The 17,991-nt window shown below is 62.5% G+C and carries 11 protein-coding genes and 1 tRNA gene; 9 read left to right on the forward strand and 3 right to left on the reverse strand.

From position 1 onward, the window contains the following. The 3 genes from SSPSH_RS06895 to SSPSH_RS06905 form a co-directional block, all read left to right on the forward strand. A partial coding sequence (locus SSPSH_RS06895) for a bifunctional acetate--CoA ligase family protein/GNAT family N-acetyltransferase (protein WP_021031529.1) occupies positions 1-1,714 on the forward strand: 1,714 nt, incomplete at its 5' end. 166 nt (positions 1,715-1,880) lie between these two features. Beyond that, positions 1,881-2,303, forward strand: a complete 423-nt coding sequence (locus SSPSH_RS06900) for a hypothetical protein (protein ID WP_006912061.1) — start codon at positions 1,881-1,883, stop codon at positions 2,301-2,303. Further along, complete coding sequence (locus SSPSH_RS06905; protein ID WP_006912060.1) at positions 2,290-2,883, forward strand: DUF924 family protein; 594 nt, start codon at positions 2,290-2,292, stop codon at positions 2,881-2,883. The genes SSPSH_RS06900 and SSPSH_RS06905 overlap by 14 nt, the downstream gene beginning before the upstream one ends. 372 nt (positions 2,884-3,255) lie before the next feature. On the opposite strand, the gene SSPSH_RS06910 is transcribed toward SSPSH_RS06905, so the two are convergent. Next, positions 3,256-3,332 (reverse strand) — tRNA-Arg (locus SSPSH_RS06910). A 229-nt stretch (positions 3,333-3,561) separates the two neighbouring features. Here SSPSH_RS06910 and SSPSH_RS06915 point away from each other — a divergent pair. From SSPSH_RS06915 to SSPSH_RS06925, 3 genes are all read left to right on the forward strand, one after another. After that, complete coding sequence (locus tag SSPSH_RS06915) at positions 3,562-4,197, forward strand: TetR/AcrR family transcriptional regulator (RefSeq protein ID WP_006915207.1); 636 nt, start codon at positions 3,562-3,564, stop codon at positions 4,195-4,197. Positions 4,198-4,863: 666 nt separating this feature from the next. Then, complete coding sequence (locus tag SSPSH_RS06920) at positions 4,864-5,313, forward strand: hypothetical protein (RefSeq protein WP_006915206.1); 450 nt, start codon at positions 4,864-4,866, stop codon at positions 5,311-5,313. A gap of 206 nt (positions 5,314-5,519) precedes the next feature. After that, positions 5,520-6,005, forward strand: a complete 486-nt coding sequence (locus SSPSH_RS06925; protein WP_006915205.1) for a hypothetical protein — start codon at positions 5,520-5,522, stop codon at positions 6,003-6,005. Positions 6,006-6,210: 205 nt separating this feature from the next. Here the strand turns inward: SSPSH_RS06925 and SSPSH_RS06930 are convergent, their stop codons facing one another. Beyond that, positions 6,211-7,182, reverse strand: a complete 972-nt coding sequence (locus SSPSH_RS06930) for a hypothetical protein (protein WP_006915204.1) — start codon at positions 7,180-7,182, stop codon at positions 6,211-6,213. Positions 7,183-7,250: 68 nt separating this feature from the next. Beyond that, entirely contained in the window at positions 7,251-8,657 is a 1,407-nt protein-coding gene (locus tag SSPSH_RS06935; protein ID WP_006915203.1) for a hypothetical protein, read from the reverse strand. A 749-nt stretch (positions 8,658-9,406) separates the two neighbouring features. On the opposite strand from SSPSH_RS06935, the gene recC reads away from it, so the two are divergent. The 3 genes from recC to recB all read left to right on the forward strand — a co-directional run bounded on the left by recC (position 9,407) and on the right by recB (position 17,744). After that, positions 9,407-12,787, forward strand: coding sequence for an exodeoxyribonuclease V subunit gamma (gene recC / locus SSPSH_RS06945; RefSeq protein WP_006915201.1), 3,381 nt, complete (start codon positions 9,407-9,409; stop codon positions 12,785-12,787). 74 nt (positions 12,788-12,861) lie between these two features. Next, positions 12,862-13,944, forward strand: a complete 1,083-nt coding sequence (locus SSPSH_RS06950; protein WP_006915200.1) for an endonuclease/exonuclease/phosphatase family protein — start codon at positions 12,862-12,864, stop codon at positions 13,942-13,944. A gap of 170 nt (positions 13,945-14,114) precedes the next feature. Then, the gene (recB, locus tag SSPSH_RS06955; RefSeq protein WP_006915199.1) at positions 14,115-17,744 is read left to right on the forward strand and encodes an exodeoxyribonuclease V subunit beta; all 3,630 of its coding nucleotides are present in this window, start codon (positions 14,115-14,117) and stop codon (positions 17,742-17,744) included. The last annotated feature ends 247 nt before the right edge of the window (positions 17,745-17,991 follow it).

The raw sequence follows: 17,991 nt of genomic DNA on the forward strand, positions 1-17,991 counted from the left end.
GGCCGCTCGGGTCAAGCCGGTGCTCGTGCTGCAGACGCGCCGCGCGGTCGACGACGGTCCGCTGGGCCCGGACCCGGTGCGCTCTGCGGCCTTCGCCCGTGCCGGACTGGTCGAATGCGAAAACCTCGGCGGTCTGTTCGACGGGCTTGCAGCGATGGAGCTTCTGCCGACCATCGGCAGCCATCGGGTAGTCGTGGTCGGCAACGGCGCCGGCGCATGCGCACTCGGCACCGACGCCATGTTCCGCCATGCCATCGAACCGGCGCGTCTATCGAGCGAAAGCCGCGAAGCACTCACCGCAAAGGCGCCACAAGCCGTCGACCTGGGCGTGGCTATCGATATCGGCCGCTCGGATCTGGGAGACACACTCAACGCACTGGATCACATCTGCCGCGACGAAAACGTCGATGCCGTTCTATTCATACACAGCCCGATCGCCGGTCAGCCGCACGAGCCGATGGTCAAGGCAATCGCCGATGCCGAGTTCTCGCATCGGGTCATGACCGTGTGGCTTGGCTTGCATACGGCGCTGCCCGCCCGCGCGGCCAGCGCGCAGGCTCGCCTGGCAACGTTTGTTTCCGCCGACGATGCGATGCGTGCGGTGCGTTATCGCGCACGCTATCAGTTCACCCGCGAGCTGTTGACCGCAACGCCACCGCCCGACCCGACCGTCACCGCCGATGTCGACAGCCTGCGCGAACGGCTGGGCATGCTCGCCAACAGCGGCGTGGAATGGCTGTCCAGCGACGAGGCGAGCCATTTGCTCAGCGCTTACGGCATCGCCGGCGAAACGCCGGCGGAGACGGCCGTACGGGTACGTGTACGCGTCTATCGCCATGCCGAACTGGGCATGGTGATGAGCGTGCGCGATGAAGCGCTCGGTATCGAGCCGGCCTATGGATTCGCGCCCCTCGACGCGCTGCTGGCCCGGCGTATGCTCGAAGGCGCAAGCGCTGGACGACTGCGCGGCACGCGCGCGGCCTTCGAAGCCCTGGCCCAGGCGCTGGTGCGTCTGGGCAAGATGGTAGTGGACTTGCCGCAACTTTCGGGCCTGGATATCCGGGTTGCGGCCGGACCACGCGGTCGGCTGCAGGCGCCGGCCGATAGCCTGATCGAAATCACCGGAAAACCCGCGCCGGCACGAGACCGGCTGGCGATGTCGCCCTACCCGGCACGCATGCGCCACGTGGTTTCGCTGCGCGGCGACAGCCGTTATATTGTGCGCGCTATTCGGCCATCGGACGAGCCGCTCGTACTCGATCTGCTCGAGAGTTTAAGTCCAGAAGAGATTCGGCTGCGGTTTTTCAATTTCATCCGTCATTTTTCGCACGATATGGCCGCGCGTATCACCCAGGTGGATTACGATCGGGAAGTCTCGCTCGTGGTCAGCCCATACGATCGGCCGGAGGCATTGGCCGGCATGGGCACACTGATTGCCGACCCGGACAACATGGAAGCCGAATTCGCGATTCTCGTCCACCGCGATCACACCGGTGTGGGCCTCGGCCGCCACTTGCTCGATTGTCTGCTACGCCAGGCCAGCGCCCGCGGTACGGAAATCGTCTATGGCGACGTACTGGCACAAAACCGCCCGATGTTACAGCTTGCACGCAGCCTCGGTTTCAAGGTGAAGCGCTCGCTCGACGATGCCAGCAGCGTGCGGGTGGAAATTCCCACACGCAATTATACGAGCCCTACTCAGGCCGATAGCTAGGACAACCAGCAGAGACCAACGGACATGGCCGGCTGTTGCAGCGAAGACGGTGCCCATTTATAGGCCATGCGCGATGGTCAGCAACCCGTGCTCTGAATCATGCTCGCGCTGAACGCGGCCATGTTCGTGGGTGAGTCACCGCCGGCTGGCTCGCCAACGCCACCCCTTGCTTGCCGATTCCCTGGATATGCTCGACGACACCCTCGTTTACGCGCTCAGTCTGCTCCTCGGCGCGCAGGTAATCGCCAAGCGCCGTTACGGCTTGCCGCCGCAGGCGCCGCTCGTGGCAGTGGTCGACACAGACGCGCTGGCCGGTAATATCATCTGTCTGATACTGACCCGCCACCGTGAAGACGATGAGAACATGAGCTCGGTATGGATTTACTCGCGCAACGACCTGTTTGCCGACAGCGGCGTCGCCGCCGCCGCGCTTGTCGCCCGGACCCACAGTAACTGGCCCGATTTGCTCATCGGTGCAGCGATCACCGCACTGTTCCTTCGGCCGTCGTTGCATGTGATCAGCGACGCCCGGGCTGCCTACCATGCGTCCATTGTCGAAAATCAGACGAGCGTGCGTGGCCGTGGCTGAGCGGGGCTACAACACACCTCGCGAACAGCGCAACGAAACCGCGTCACCCGAGCAGGTTGTACAGTTCTGGTTCGACGAACTGGCACCGCGTGACTGGTTTCGCAAATCCGCTGCGCTGGATCAATCCATCCGGCAGCAATTCGGCACTACACTCACGGTAGCGGCCAACGGTGGCCTGGCCCACTGGCGCACCCGCCCGCCAGGCCGTCTCGCCGAGATTCTCGTCCTCGACCAATTCTCCCGTAATATCCATCGAGACAGTGCCCGCGCGTTCGAGAACGACGCCGCCGCATTGGCGCTCGCTCGTGAAGCGATCGCAGCCGGCGACGACAAGCGGCTCACCGCACAGCAACGGGCGTTTCTCTACATGCCGTTCATGCATAGCGAGTCGCTCGCCGACCATGCCATTGCCGACTCGCTCTATCAGACGCTTGGCCTGGCCGGTCATCTGAAAGCCGAGCGCCAGCATTACGCCATCATCGAACGTTTCGGACGCTATCCCCATCGCAATGCACTACTCGGGCGTGAAAGCACGCCGGCCGAAAAGGCTTTTCTGAGCGAACCCGGATCGTCATTCTGAAAAGCATGGTACGGACGAGCCGACGCCCGAGCAGCCATATTCGCGGCTAACGTCGCTTACCCTGCGAGGGCTTGTCGCTGACGCGACGATTCGGCTTCGCTGCGCGAAGCCGTCGAACCATGCTTGTTTGTCTGTCGCAGGTTCGACGCTTATTCGAGAGACCATTGCTAAACCCGGCGGCGCGCCGGGTTTAGCAATGGTGCCCCGAGCAGGAGTATTCGCGGCTGGCGCCGCTCACCCTTCGGGCTCGTCGCTGCGCGACGATTCGGCTTCGCTGCGCGAAGCCGTCGAACCAGTATTGTTGATCTGTCGCAGGTTCGACGCTTATTCGAAAGACCATTGCTAAACCCGGCGGCGCGCCGGGTTTAGCAATGGTGCCCCGAGCAGGAGTCGAACCTGCGACCTGCCGCTTAGGAGGCGGCTGCTCTATCCTGCTGAGCTACCGGGGCATGGGCACGTATCGCGCCGCGGCTAGACTACCGCATGACGTCCCATTTCTCGACCGTGTTTTCACCCTACCGTTGAACAGCCGCGCGGACGCCATACTATTCGCTTTCCATACCTGGTGGATTCGCCGTCGCAAGACAGTCAGCGTGCGGTCACCGCTGTCACCGCGCATCGATGGCTCGCGATTGACGGCGGTTGTATAGCGCAGCTAGCATGAATGAGACATATCCTATGACTCATACCTCCGTGACCGGTAACGAAAAGTCGTCGCTGAAGCCGACCACTGCGCGTGGCGAGGCGACTCGACAGAAATTGCTGTCGGCGGCCGAAGAAGCATTCGGCAATACCGGTTTTTTCCGCGCCTCGATAAGCGACATTACCCGCGGTGCGGGCGTAGCTCAAGGCACGTTCTATCTTTATTTCAAGAACAAGGAAGACGTGCTCGCCGAGCTGGTACGGCATATGGGGCGCGAGCTGCGTCGCATGCTTGCCCATTCGATACCGCCAGGCTTATCGCGGCTGGATGCCGAACGCGAAGGCATGGCCGCGTTCATCCGCTTTGTAGCCGAGCGCCGCAACCTCTACCGGGTCGTGCAGGAATCGCTGTTCGTCGACGAACAGATCTATAAGGACTACTACATGGATTTCGCGCGGGGTTATATCAGCGCGCTTGAGAAGTCCGTGGAAAAGTACGAAATTCGAGATGGTGATCTGGATGTGTGGGTATGGGTGCTCATGGGCACCGCGCACTTCCTCGGCCTGCGCTACGGGCTCTGGCAGAACGAAGGTCTGAACGATGCCGAACTGGATGCCGTAATGGACTTCATTCGTAACGGTATCGCTATCCGGTCGAGCGATACGCCCTGACCTGCCCCGGCAGGCCGCACCGATATACGTCTCGCACCATGCGTGCGGCCCTCGCACCATTCATCGTCTATACGACAGGTATGCGGGCGGCGACTGCCTCGGGCAACGTCTTGTCGTGGAAAGCCTCGCCATATCGAGCCGCGTTCAGATACCCCTACTACTTCTGAGCGAGCCCCATCACGCAACAGGCAAAGGTCAGATCCAGAATCTCAGCAATGCCGGGCATCGGCGGGACGACGGCGCCGAGGGGAAAGATGCGCCCTAGATCGAGCAGCGCGACGAAGACGTAACCCCAGTCGCTTTAATGACTGACATTGATGGCAAGGCCTCGCTGCCCGAAGCTTTTCTATCTCCTCGCCCTCTACTGAAGACAACACGCAAATCCCGCCAGATTCTCGTCCATAGCGACCCGCTTATCCGGGCAATCTAACCAAGGATTTCGCGCAGCGATGTCGGCGCATCTATTTATCTGCATGTAGCACGCATTTTATTTGAATTTATTTTCTACGGTTAATTAACGCGTTACAGCGCAAACTCAAAAATGTTGCACCGCATTCCTTGAATATACACATATCTGGCAATACCATTTATCCATCGCTGAAACGCAATACGACTTTCGTTTAATAGCGCGCTGAATAGCGCGTTACCGTCTTCAAGGAGTCCGTCATGAACACTCAGATCACTACCAAGGCCCTATCCGCAGCCCTGATCGCCGGCCTGGTCGGTTTTTCCTCGCTCGGCTTCGCTCAATCCGAAGCCGTGGAAGCGCTCAACGCACAAGAAGCCGAGCCGGCAACAACCACGCAGGTCGCAGCGCACCCGCAGGCGGATCAGCTGGCCGACGAGCTGGACGCCTTCAACCGTCAGGACACCGAGGGCCGGATCGTAGGGCATCGTCTGACGGGCGATAGCCAGCCCGCCCAGGTGTCGCAAACGGCCATGCAGCTGAGCGACGAGATCGAAAATTATAACGCCGATGCCAGCAAGGGCCTCGTGCCGGAAACGCATATGCCCGCCGGCACGACGCCGAACACGTATCCGCACAGTCAGGCGATCGCCGCTGAGCTGACCCGTTATAACGAGACCGGTGGCAACCTGAACGCACTGCGCTTCTAAACGTCACCTGACATCGTCGGATCAAGCCGGGAGCAAACCCATTGCTCCCGGCTTTTTTATGCGCGATATAGGCCTGGATATAGGTATAATCGAAGACGCGTTACTTTCGTACTGCGGCGCCAAAATAAATATAACGCCGCGATCGAGCGCATAAACCAGAATAAAGGCGGCCTGAAGGCTAAGCCGACCAATCAGGAGAAAGTACGATGCAAGGACCGGCAAAAACACGTTACGCACTGATCTGCGGCTTTGCCTTGGCGGGCACGATGGGCAGCGTTGGCGTTGCACTGGCCGAGCAGGATCAGGCCAATGAGCCGACCCGCGCCGAGGAATTGTCGCAGGAAGTCGAGCAGTTCAATCAGAACCACGGCTCCTTGAAAGAAGAAAGTGCGGCCCGCTCGGGCGCACCCACCGGGCATATCGACGCCGATGGCGAATCGCTGCCAAAAACACCGGCGGATCATGAACGCGCTGATGAACTGGCCAACGAGGTACGCGATTACAACCGTAGCGGCGGCTCGCTCAACCGCGACAGCGCGGCCGACAGCCAGGTCAACGACGATCTGTCCACGTCGAAGCCGGTCGATCGCGAACGTGCGGATGAACTCTCGCATGAGGTTCAAGACTTCAACAAGAGTGGTGGTTCACTCAACAGCGACAGCGCGGCCGACAGCGACCTCGATGATGACTGATTAGCGCTCTGTCTCTACGGGTAGATAGCGTGTTAATCTAGGACGCCGACAGGTTTTACAGCTTGTCGGCGTTTTTTTACGTTCTCTCCACAGCCAACGGCATCGATCCTCGGCCCGATCAGGGCGCTCGAAGCCCACCCCTGGAGCGCTTGACGGCAAAAAAAAACGCCGGCATAAAGCCGGCGTTTTCACAAGCCAAAAGGCCTCAGTCAGCGTAGGTCAGTCGATCCTTGGGTTTGGGCATTTGACCAGACACCTGCTCGGCCAGCGAAATGTTCTCGCCGACAAATTCCTTGATTCGAACACGGCCAACTTCCGGGCCCGGCTCCCAGGCGATCACCTGGCCGCTGGGCGAACGCACCAGCGAGCCTTCGCTGTGTACCGCCAGCTCGTCACCCACTTCAAGGCCCGCAGCCCGGCCGGCATTGATATACATGTCCTCACCCTTGAGGGCGAAACTGTGACCGAACCAGGGCGCGATGCCAATCCGATCGGCCGCGGTATCGAGAATACGATCGCTCCAGATTTCCAGGTCCGAGTTCGATCCGTCCGCAACCTGCACGCGCGTGGACAACGGCTCGTAGCGGATATCGAAATCCGGATCCATCATGCGCGACTCGAGCGTTACCGAGTTGCCACTGCCTTTGGGGTCCACGACCAGCAGACCACGAATACCGGGGAAGATCGCCAGCAGGCGCGGACAGTCGAGCGGGCTTTCCGAGCCACAGGCATCCGAGCCGCCAACGGCTTCATCCAGTTCGTTAGGCGAGATCAACGTCAGCCCATGCCGCGCCGACTGGCGTTCCAGCGCCGCGAGCAGACGATAAGCGGTCATCGAATCGCGCTGATCCTTCGCGATATAGACCCCGATCTTGGGTTTCATCCCGGATGAATCGATCGTCTCCACCGGCGCCGCAGCCACTGCGGCCGCCGGCGCCTGACCGGATCGTATGGCGTCGGCGCGTCCTTCTTCACGCGCCTTGTCCATCCATTTTTCCCAGAACGGTTTGCCCCAGTCCGTCTGCTCGTAACCAAACGCCGCGTCCGAATCGGCCAGAGGCGCTTCGCCGTTGTCACCGGCCGGGTTACCGGGCCCCGAGGCACAGCCAGCCAGAACACCTGCCGCCGCGGCGGCCCAGACAAGCGATTGAACGCGTTTGAAACGATTCGACAACACAGCGACTCCCGATACAAAAAAAGAGGGGCCTTCGCCAACGGCGAAGACCCCTTCAACCTTACTGACGCTTAGAACTGTACGCCAAGATTCACGCTGCCGGCGATTACCCGATCGTCGGCAAAGGTGCCGCCGTTCGGCGTGGTACCGCCAATCAGGCTATTGCCACGCAGCATACCGACGTCGTTCTCCTTGAGCATACCCAGCGTGGCCCAGGTACGGACCGCTTCGTTGAGCTGATAGCTGGCCTGCAGGTCGTAGACCGTGCTGGTGTCGCTGGTTTCGCCGTTGACCGCGGCGGAATCCGGCACTTCGATATCCAGGAAGCCCAGCGCGCCGCGCAACGCGAACTTCTCGGTCACATTCATGCCGATACTCGCGATATACAACGACTCGTCGAAGCCTTCACGCCCGAGATAGCGACCCATCTGATACAGACTGGTCGGATTGGCGGTGGATTCCGGGCTGGAGTTGATCAGGCTCGAGTAGGTATCGAAGCCGGTCGACATCAGACCACCGTCGCGGGTCGCCACGTACTGTGCCTTGAGTTCGAACATGCCGACGTCGGCGCCGATGCGGAAGTAACCCGAATAGGCGTCGTCGTTGAAGTAATCGCCGCCTTCTGCGGTCTGGTTCGCATTGACGTTGCCGCCTTCCAGCCAGTTACCACCGAAGGAAATATCCACCGGGCCCACGCTACCCTGCATGTACGGCGAGTAGATATTCGTGTTCGACAGCACATAGGTGTTACGCGGCCCGGCCGGCCCCACCAGGTCGCCGTTGTAGTTGTCGAGCCAGTGCACGTAGAGGAAGCCCAGCGACCAGCCGGATTCGCCCAGCGGCGCTACGAAGCCCGGGAAGATTTGGTCGCCGTTGTCTTCGTTAAGGTAGCCGGTGTTGTCCTGACGACGGTCATAACCGATGAACGCACTGACCTTGCCGAGCTTGGTCAGAAACAGCGCACGATCGCGACGGTCGTCGCAGACCAGGAGACAGTTGTTCCAGTTCGCTTCCTGCCGGCCGACGCGCAGCAGACCGAACTTGAACGGAATCTGGACAAAACCGAGATCGAGCCGGACGTTGTCGCCGCGGTTGTCCGCGTTGAACGAGTTATCGGAACTGGTCTGGTAATCGCGCTGGTCGCCACTCCAGCGATCACCGGCCAGTTCGACACGGGTATGGACTTCCACACCGGTTTCTTCGTGCTTGAGATCAGCCTTCACGCGCAGGTAATGCGCAAAGCCGTTATCGTTGTCTTGCGGGGTGATTTCCGGGTCGGTCGCGGGCGTGGCAAACGACTCGGATTCGACATAGAAACCGGTGGCGCGATAGTCGACGCCGATATCGGTCTTGATGGTGGCATTGGCTGTACCCACACAGCCCAGCGCTGCCAGGGCGGACAAACCGATGACGCGGGTCAGATGTCCCCGACGGCCAGGCTGTTTCGCCTCGATTGCTTTATTGAGATCGCGGATCATTTGTTATTTCTCCCCTCTTTATTACTACGGGAACGCTTGGCTGGTGTTCTCGAGTACTCCGCACACTGCTTGGGTATCGACGACTGGTTCGTGCCGAAGGCTCGCCTTGTCTTTATCGCTCGCACCCGAGTCGCCCAACAAACCTGTCCGCCGCGGCGAACGGCAGGCTCCTGGCCGACTTGCTCGTTACTGAATACTCCCCCTGGGTGACTCATGAGTCAGAAGTCACGAGTATCTGTTTATAGTATTTTTTTTTACCGTGCAAGCCGTTCATGAACGACCGTTTCATTTTTATGATCGAAACATAAAACGTGTCTTTTCACACTTGCTTTTGCTGATGTTAATGGATTGTTTTTACGCTGATTATTCGAATTTTATGGCGCATTGCAGCACGCCACTCGACTTTAATCGAATGCACGATACAGGCGCCGATGTGCATTGCAGCATGCGCATAAGGCCGGTCCACTAACCGCTACTCGAAATAAACGCCAAGTCCGCTTGCGAGCCGAGGGAAGCGGACAGTTCTTTGACGATCGAGGCCATGCACAAGCCCGTTCGCGCGATCCGTTGAATCATCAACGGCACCACATCCAATGCGACGGCCCGGGCCAGAGCTCCACACGTCTGATACTGCCCTGTTTCAGTGGTCCACAGGGCCATGAATACGTCTCACATAACTCCTCGTCTTGGGCGCAACGGCGACACAGCCTAGACTGAGCCGCTTCTGCGCGTTATCGATGCCCCGGCGAATGTTCTATCTCTACCATCACAACGATCTGTCGCGCCTGGCGGAACTGTTCGGCGCGTTGCGACGCAATCGCCCGGCACCGCCGCTGGCGCGCGATACCGTGCTCGCGCCCAATGCCGGCATCGGCCGCTGGTTGCGTATCCAGCTGGCCGAAAGCGAGGGCATCGCCGCGAATATCGACGGTCGTCTGCCCGGCGAGTTCATCTGGGAACTGCTGCATGCCGTCATCGACGATGCCGATGCCGGCGATCATTTCGAAGCCGACTGCCTACCCTGGCATCTCTATGTTGCGCTACCGGCGATGGCGCAGGAGATATCGGCCATCGCCGATTACCTGGGCGATCCGGTCGACGAGGTACGCCGCTATCAGCTGGCCCGCCAACTCGCCGACGTGTTCGATCAATACCTTGTCTACCGCGCCGACATGCTCGCGCGCTGGGAAAGCGGCGAGACGCCCGGCCACAACCCCGGCCGTTGGCAGGCCGAAGTCTGGCGCTGGCTCACCCGCGACGAGCGCCTCGGCACGCGTCACCGGGCGCGCGTACTGACCGAGTTCATCCAGCGCCTTGCAACCGACCGCGCTTTGCAACGCCGCGTTGTCGAGCAATGTCCCGATCCGTTGTACTGCTTTGGTCTGGTCGCGCTGGCGCCGGACCACCTGCGCCTGCTCTATGCATTGGCCGAACATATCGATGTTCATTTTCTCCTGCCCAACCCGAGCGAAGCGTATTGGGGCGATATCACCGCCGGACGTCTACCGCTCGAACTGCCGGATGCGGATGCCGGCGATAGCGCCGCCCTGCTGCCGGGCGAAGCGTTGGTCGAAGCCGGGCATCCATTGCTCTCCGCACTGGGCCGCATGGCGCGCGACACTGTACGCGTCCTGTATTCCGATGAATTCGCCGGCATGATCGAGCCCGAGCTGGGCGATCTGATGGCCTACGACGCGCCCGGCGACGACAGCCTGCTGCACCGTATTCAGACCGATATCGTGCACCTGGACTGCAGCCACGCCGCCCAAGGCATCGCCGACGGCGACACCTCGTTCGAAGTGCATGCCTGTCACAGCCCGCTACGCGAGATTCAGGTACTCCAGGATCAGCTCCTCGACCGGCTCGCGGCAGACGACAAGCGCGTGGCCGCTGGCGATATCGAACCCCAGCACCGACTGGCCCCGCGCGACATCATCGTCATGCTGCCGGACGTGTCGGCCTACGCCCCCGCGATCGAGGCCGTCTTCGGCGGCGCGCCGCCCGACCGCTACCTGCCTTTCGGTCTGGCCGACCGTGCCCGCTCGGCCGCGCACCCGATTGTTACCTGTGTATCCGCCCTGCTCGATTTACCGCTGTCGCGCTGGCAGGCCAGCACCCTGCTCGATCTGCTCGCCGTCCCCGCCGTCATGCGCCGCTTCGGCCTGTCGGCCGGTGAACTGGATGCGATCACTGACTGGGTAGGCGAAGCGGGCATCCGCTGGGGCCGCGATGCCCGCCACCGCGACGAACTCGGCGCGGGCGCATTCGAACAGAACAGCTGGCGTTTCGGGCTCGACCGCCTGTTGCTGGGCGTGGCCCAGTCCGACGACGAAACGCTCACCGCCGGAGTCGCCCCCTGGGCGGATCTGGAAGGCGGCATTACCGCCGCACTCGGCAAACTGTGGCGCTTCGAACACACGCTGGCCGATACCGCCGACGCACTGGCGCAATCCGCCACGCCCGGCGAATGGCAGACCCGGCTCAACACGCTGCTCGACGCACTCATCGAACCCGCAGCCGACGCGCCCGATGAACAACGCGCGGTCGACAGCCTGCGTAACGTCTTTGCGCGTTTCGAAACTGCGGAACGCTGTACCCAGACACGCCCGCTCGCTGCCGATCGCCGTATCTCCTGGCCGGCCGTGCGCGATATGTTGCGTGCGACGCTCGAATCCGCCGCCGAACGCCAGCCCTTTCTGGCCGGCGGCATCACCTTCTGCGGCATGGTGCCGCTACGCGCGGTGCCATTTCGCATGGTCTGCGTGCTGGGCATGAACGATGACGCATTCCCGCGCCAGGACACCGCGCGCGCCTTTAACGTCATGTTCGATGCACCGCGCCTGGGCGATCGAAATATTCGCGACGACGATCGGCTGCTGTTTCTACAGGCGCTCACCGCCGCGCGCAACACCTTCTATATCAGCTATATCGGCCAGGACATGCACAGCGGTGAAAACCTGCCGCCCTCGCCGATCGTCGGCGAAACACTGGAGTTCGTGCATCGCACTTATTTTCGCGACCATAGCGCGAAGGCGTTTCGGCACCAGCTCGTTCACGAACAGCCCATGCAACCGTTCTCGCCCCGTTATTTCACGCCGAATGAGACGGATCCACGCGTATTCACCTTTGCCGGCGACTGGCGCGACGCTACCCGCGCCGCCATCAGCCCGCGTGCCGCTCGCACGCCCCTGCTCGATAACAGCACGGCACCGGTACGCGAGCCGCTGGAAGCGATTGACCTCGAAAGCCTCAAGCGCTTTTTCGACCACCCGCCACGCGCCTTCTTTCGCGAACGCGTGAAACTCAATCTCGAAATCGACGACCACCGCCTCGACGACGCCGAACCGATCGCCCTCGATCCGCTCGCGGCCGCCCACCTTAGGCAGCGCCTGTTCGACAGTGCCGATGTCGGCGAACTAAACGCCATCGATCTCGAACCCACAGCGCTTGAACGGGCCCGCGGCACCTTGCCCCCGCCACCGCTGGCCGACGTCAACTACGCCGATCAGGCCGAGGCAGTGAATACGCTGTTACCGATCTGGCAAACATGGAAGGCACAGGGCACGCCGACCACCGTAGACATCGATCTGGCAATCGCCGGTATGCGTGTCACCGGGCGCGTACCGCAGCTCTGGCCGGATGCCTTGCGACGCCTGCGTACCGGCAAGCTCAAGACCCGTTTCCGGCTGCGCTACTGGATCGACTATCTTGCCGTCGTCGCCGCCGGCCACGATGTTTCTCTGGAAATGGCCGGCTTTGCGCCGAAGAAAAAGACGCTCGAAGTCGCCCACTACGCAGGACAAATCGATCAACAAACCGCCGAAACCACGCTGGCCGATCTGATCGCGATCTACAATGCCGGCCAATGCCAACCGCTGGCGTATCACCCCGACCTCGACGACGAATACGACCCGGCTCAGAACAAGGCATTCGACAACGTCAGCTTTCGCTTCAAGCCGGATGCCTACTTCCCGCACCATCTCATTCGCGACCCGTATTTCCTGCGGCTGCTCGGCGACGATGACGCACCGCTGGGCGAAAGCGCCGACAACAGCGTGTTCATTCAGGCCATCGAAGCAATCAGCGGCCCGATGAACGCCGCCCTGCAATCGGTCGAACCCGGGCCCTGAACGGGCGGCGGTCGGAAGTACACGAAAGCCACTTAACGTGCAGCGCGACTGAAACAACGAGGACAACGGCGGGCGTGAAATATTATCGGATTCTGGCGTTTGGGCTTATCGCGGCCGCGGGGCTCGGCCTGGCGTTTGCGAACCTGCTTTCGCTGATTTCCAGCGATATCTGGTGGATTCGCATCACCGATTTCCCGCGTCTGCAGAGCGCGTCGGCTCTGGCCATCCTTGTGGCATGCACAGCCTGCTTCCTTGGCCGATATCGACGCGCGAGCATGGCACTGATCGCCCTCATGCTCGCCACCTTGATTTATCACGCCGTGGTACTGCTGCCGTACATGCCGCTGCACGGCACGCTGACACATGCCGCATGCACACCCGAAAAACGCTTCACGGTCATGGTCGCCAATGTGCGTTTTCACAACGACCCGAACGGGCGGCTGATCGAACAGGTGCGGCGCTATAAACCCGATGTGTTCGTCGTGCTCGAAGTCAACGACGCGTGGGTGAACGCGCTTTCGCCACTCGAACGGTCCATGCCGTATACGATCACCCACACCACGGGTTCGTATTTTGGTATCGCCCTGTATTCGCGCCTGCCGCTGCATTCGAGCGAGGTGCGCTATCTCGCCGGGCAGGATACGCCGCAGATCGTGACCGAGGTCGAACTGCCTACCGGCGAACGTATCGATTTTCTCGGCATTCATCCACGGCCGCCGCATCCGTCGCAATCCGCGCTTGGGCGCGATGCGGTCTTGCTCAAGGCCGGGCTGCTTCTCAACGACAGCGATCGCCCCGGCGTAATCGCCGGCGACCTGAATGCCACCCCGTGGGAACGCGCCGTGAACCAGATGCGCGAGATCGGCCGTCTGGTCGATCCACGCCAGGGCTACGGCTTTCTGCCGACCTACGACGCCCAATCCTGGTGGATGCGCTGGCCGCTCGACCATGTGTTCTACGAGGCCGGCTTCGATGCCATCGAACTGATCCGCGGTGACGACTTCGGCTCCGATCACTTCCCCTACGTCGCCCGCCTGTGCCGAGTCGACCAACGCGATAGCGAAAACCGCGACAAACCAGACGACGACACTATGCGCGCCGCACGCGCCACCATCGAACGCGCCCGTGCCCAGGCCGGGTCCGCATCCGCCGGTTGATGCTCGATCATGCCACCGCTGCGAGCCCGGCTCGCCAACCACGCCACGGGGACGCTAGCCTACGGGCAGATTCATCAGGCCGCTTAATCATCATGCCCTGCTTTGTAATCGACGCCGGCCCGCCTAGCCTGCGTCGGTGCAGCCGTTTTCTCGACCGCGAACCCAACTGAATGCGCACTACTCAGCCTTTCGATGCCGCAACGCTGCCTCTGCACGGCCTGCGCCTGATCGAGGCCAGCGCCGGCACGGGCAAGACCTTCAGCCTGGCCGGGCTTTATCTGCGACTTATCGTCGAAGAACGCGCCAGCGTGCGCGAAATTCTGGTGATGACCTTCACGCGCGCGGCCACCCAGGAATTGCGCGAACGCATTCGCGCGCGGCTGGCCGATGCGGCGCGTATTGCCCATGCACCGGAACATGCCATCGCCGGTAACGCCGAGCACGATTTCACTCGACGCATTCTCGACAACAGCGACGAAGACGCGGCAGCGCTGGCACGCCGACTGGCAGACGCCGCCGCCCGCGTGGACGAAGCCACCATCGTCACCATCCACGGCTTTGCCCAGCGTGCGGCCACCGAAAACGCATTCGAATCCGCGCTCGCCTTCGATCGCGGCGACCCCATCGACGACCCGTCGATCTATCGCGAAGCCGCCGCCGACTATTGGCGGGAACACGTGTTCGGCACGGCCGCCGATGCCGGCGACACGCTCGCGCTCTGGCCCTCGCCCGACGCGCTGTATGCCACGCTCGCACCGATTTTGGCCCGTCCGCATGTACGCCTCGCCGGAATTGACCACCAGCGCATGGCCACGCTCGGCGAAGAACTGGCACACCACTGGCCCGGGACGGCAGAGACGTTGTCGAAGACGCTGGCCGAAGCGGTCGAGGCCGATGCCCTGCTCAAGAGCGCGGATCTCTACAAAGCACTCGCCGCGATCGACGATATCGAAGCCGAGATTCAGGCGATCGATCAGCGTATTGGCAACGCCATCGCCGCCGGCTCGGCCCCGACCCTGCCGGACTGGGTGCGCGCCCTCGCCGTGCCCGCGCCGCACTTCAAGAAAGCCGCCAAACACCAGGCGTATGCCGAACCGCTCGCCGAGCTCCCGGCACTGGCGATTCTGGCGGAACTACAACCGCTGGCCCGGCTGATCGCGATCGACGCGGCCGCGCAGGCGGTGCGCGCCCGGGCTGCCCAACGCAAGATCGAGCGTCGCCAATACAGCTTCGACGACCTCATCGCCGCCCTGCATGCCGCGCTGAATACCCCGGGCACCGGCGATACGCTCGCCGATGCCCTGCACGACCGCTGGCCCTATGCACTGGTGGACGAATTCCAGGATACCGACCCGCTGCAGTACGCCAGCCTGTCGCGCATCTATCTGCACACGCCGCGCGAACGCGGCGCGCTGCTGCTCATCGGCGACCCCAAACAGGCGATCTACGGGTTTCGCGGCGGCGATATCTATGCCTATCTCGCCGCCGCCCAGGCCGCAGGCGATGCGCGCTATACGCTCACCACCAACTTTCGCTCCACCCAGCCCGTACTCGATGCAATCGAAGCACTCTACGGCGTGCCGGATGACGCCCCGTTCCTCGTCGACGCGATCGATTTCCCGCATGTCGAGGCCGGGCGGTCGCGCGACGACAAACGCATCGTCGGCGCCGACGGCCAGGCACTGTCCGCGCTCACCGTCTGGCAGCTGACCGGCGGCAAGGGCACCAAAGGCGAAGACCGCCCGCTGCTCGTCGACCACACCGTGGCGGCGATCGCACAGCTGCTCGACGGCGCCACGCACTGGCAATACAGCGACGGTACAAGCCAACCCGTCGCCCCCCGCGATATCGCCGTGCTGGTGAACAGCCACCACGAGGCCACGTCTATTCAGGCCGCGCTTGCCGCCACCGGCGTCATGGCCGTCTGCCAGCATCGCGATTCGGTATTCGCCACCGAAGAAGCCGACGATCTGCGGCTCGTGCTGCGCGCCATGGCCACGCCGGACGATGCCATGGCCGTGCGTGCAGCCCAGCCCACGGCACTGATCGGCAAGCGTCTGGCCGATCTCATCGCACTCGCCGACGACGACCACGCCATGCAGCAGGCGATCGAACGTTTTCACGTACTGCACGAAGCCTGGGCCACGCGCGGCGTGCTCACGGCGCTGGAACGACTGTTCGCTGCCTGTGCGCCCGAGCTGCTGGCGCTCATCGACGGCGAGCGGCGCATGAGCAACTATCTGCAGCTGGGCGAACTGCTTGCCAACGCCGAAGCCGAATGCTTTGGCATGGCCAGCCTCGTGCGCTGGCTCGACGAACGTATGGCCGCAGCCCTCGAAGGCACCGCCAGTGCGGTGGACGACGACAGCCAGCTGCGCCTGGAATCCGACGCCGATCTGGTACGCATCACCACCGTGCACGCGGCCAAGGGCCTGCAGTACCCGATCGTGTTCATGCCGTTCGCGCTCTGGCTGGGCACCGCGGGCGCACCGGACAAACCGCCGCTGATCTTTCACGACGCCAACGGTCACGCCATGATCGACCTGGTGGGTGACGACGACGCCCACCGCGAACAGGCCGTACTCGAAGCCCGCTCGGAAGCACTGCGCCTGCTCTATGTCGCGCTCACCCGGGCCGAACAGGCGTTAATCGTTGGCTGGCGCGATGCCTCCACGACGCGTAGCAGCGCCCTGGCGAACCTGATCGCCCGCGGCGATCAGAACGCAGATGCCGCGCTCGAACAACTCGCCCGTGAGCAGCCGATTACCATCGAACCCATCGATGCCGAACGTACCCCACCCGCTATCGAACGCCGCGCGCCGTCGACCGTCGATACATTGACCGAAGCGCGCAGCGATCTGCCCGCAGCGCGCCTGCGCTGGTCGACCTACAGCTTCTCGCGGCTCGCCCATGCGCCCGCCGACAACCGGCCAGCCGAACTACCCGAGGCCGGCGCCGAAGACGAACTGACCGCGGCCCCCGCGGAAACCCGGACGGCCGACGCCGAAGGCACGCTGCCCCGACTGGACGCCCGACTGGCCGGCGTACGGTTCGGCTCGGCGGTGCACGATGTGCTCGAAGAATGGGTCGGCAACGCAAAGCGCAAAACCTGGCCGGCACCCGGCGACGCCCTGACCGCCGAGCAGCACGCCTTTCTGGTCAAGACCCTGCGCCAATACGGCCTGATCGGCGACGACGAAAGCGACCCGCGTATCGACGACACCGCCGCCCTCGTCGGCCGTACCGTCCATACGCCGCTCCCCGAGCTCGGCCCGCTGGCCGGGTTGCAACACCACCAAACGCTCGCCGAAATGGAGTTCATGCTGCGCCTGCGCGGCAACCGCCTTGGCGCGCTCGTTGAACTGCTACGCGACGCCGGTTACCTGCCCGCCGCGCTCGGCGGCGCACCGCAACAGACGCTCTGCGGGCTGATGCAAGGGTTTATCGATCTCGTGGTGGAACACGACGACGCCTATTACATCCTCGACTACAAGACCAATCGTCTTGGCGATACGCCCGCCGCCTATAACGCCGCCGGCCTCAAACACGCCATCGGTCGGGCCCACTACGACCTGCAATACCTTATCTACACCGTCGCCCTGCACCGGCATTTACGCCAGGCGCTCGGCGACAAATACGATCCGGCGCGCCATCTCGGCGGCGTGCAGTATCTGTTCGTACGCGCCATGGACGGCCAAACGAGCGCCGGCGTTTTTTCGGACAAGCCGGATGTCGGCGTGATCGAGGCGTTGGATGGGTTGTTTGATGCCGAACAGGCGGATCAGAGTTTGACGGCATGAGGTCGCAACCACTCGTAGCCCAAGTAGGTCGACTTAGGCCGCAGGCCGTAAGCCGACAACCCGGCCCGCCAGGCGGCGCTCAACCATCAGAAAGTCGTTCGTCGCCACGTGCGGGGCGCATCGCGTCACAAGTCGGCCAGCTCAAGCGACGGGGCTTTCGGCACTCACGAGTCCATCGGACCTTCTGTTTCGCGCTGCAGCGCGACCCCCTTTCGTTTGCTTGTCCAAACGAAAGTGGGCAAAGGAA

The sequence above is a fragment of the Salinisphaera shabanensis E1L3A genome (genome assembly GCF_000215955.2).
GTDB classification, from domain to species: domain Bacteria; phylum Pseudomonadota; class Gammaproteobacteria; order Nevskiales; family Salinisphaeraceae; genus Salinisphaera; species Salinisphaera shabanensis.